We start from the raw sequence: 1095 nt of genomic DNA on the forward strand, positions 1-1095 counted from the left end.
CCGGGTCCTGGAGATCGGCGCCGGCACCGGCTACAACGCGGCCCTGCTCGCCCACCGGCTCGGTGACGACGACCTGGTCACCACCATCGATCTGGACCCGGAGATCACCGAGTCGGCGCGCCGGCACCTGGCCGCCGCGGGCCACCGTCCGGCCGTGATCACCGGTGACGGCGCCCGCGGGGTACCCGAACGCGCCCCCTTCGACCGGATCATCGCCACCTGCGCGCTGCCCTCGATCCCGCGGGCCTGGCTCGCCCAGTGCACCCCGGGCGCCCGGATCCTGATGCCGATCGCCACCGGGCTGGTCGCGCTGACCGTGCGCGACGCCGCGCACGCCGAGGGCCCCTTCCTGGACACGCCCGCCTTCTTCGTGCCGCTGCGCGGCGAGGGCAGGCCCGAACCCCGCCCCCCGCGGCTGGACGGGCTGCCGGCGCGGGCCCGAGAGGACGAGCTGTTCCGCTTCCTGCTGGCCCTGACCCGAGGCAGCGTCGACCCGGGCGAGGCGTACGCCCTGTGGGAGCACGAGGGATGCCCGCGGCGCGAGCGCTACGGGATCACGGTGAACGACGAACACGCGTGGGCGTGGCTGGACCACCCGGAGGGGCCGTACACCTGGCACCTTCCGGGCTGACCGGTGGCGGGCCGGCCCACCCGGACGGGCCGGGCCGGCGACGGGGCTCAGCCGCGCCGGATCGTGATCGTCGTCCAGGCGCCCACGTGCACCCGGTCACCGTCCTGCAGCGGCACCGGGACGAAGGGCTGGATCGGCTCCTCGGAGCCGTTGACCGTCGTGCCGTTCGTCGAGTTCTGGTCGACGACCGCCCAGCCGCCGTCGGGCTGCTGGACCAGCACCGCGTGCTGGTGCGAGACGCCCGGGTCCTCCGGCGGCACCGACAGGTCGANNCGCCGGTGGAGTGCCGGCGGCGGCCGATGGTGATCTGGTTGCCGGTGAGCGGACGCTGCTGCTCGGGCGAGTACGCGGGCAGGTTCAGGCCCGCCGCCTCCGGGCCGGAGCGCTGCATCATCGCCATGAAGTACTCGCGGTCCGGACCGATCGTCGCCGTCCAGGTGGCCGGCTGCGCCGGCTGCTGGGGG

Annotated in this window: 1 protein-coding gene and 1 pseudogene; one reads left to right on the plus strand and one right to left on the minus strand. The window is 75.3% G+C overall.

Annotated features, from left to right (window positions below):
• Positions 1 to 631: methyltransferase domain-containing protein (locus BZY54_RS47565; RefSeq protein WP_143668406.1), on the plus strand; the 631-nt coding region annotated here is incomplete at its 5' end.
• A 47-nt stretch (positions 632 to 678) separates the two neighbouring features.
• Here BZY54_RS47565 and BZY54_RS47570 read toward each other — a convergent pair.
• Positions 679 to 1095 (minus strand): annotated as a pseudogene (locus BZY54_RS47570) (FHA domain-containing protein); the annotation flags it as partial.

Origin of the sequence: Streptomyces carpinensis (assembly GCF_002154505.1) — a bacterium.
Taxonomy (GTDB): Bacteria; Actinomycetota; Actinomycetes; order Streptomycetales; family Streptomycetaceae; genus Streptomyces; species Streptomyces carpinensis.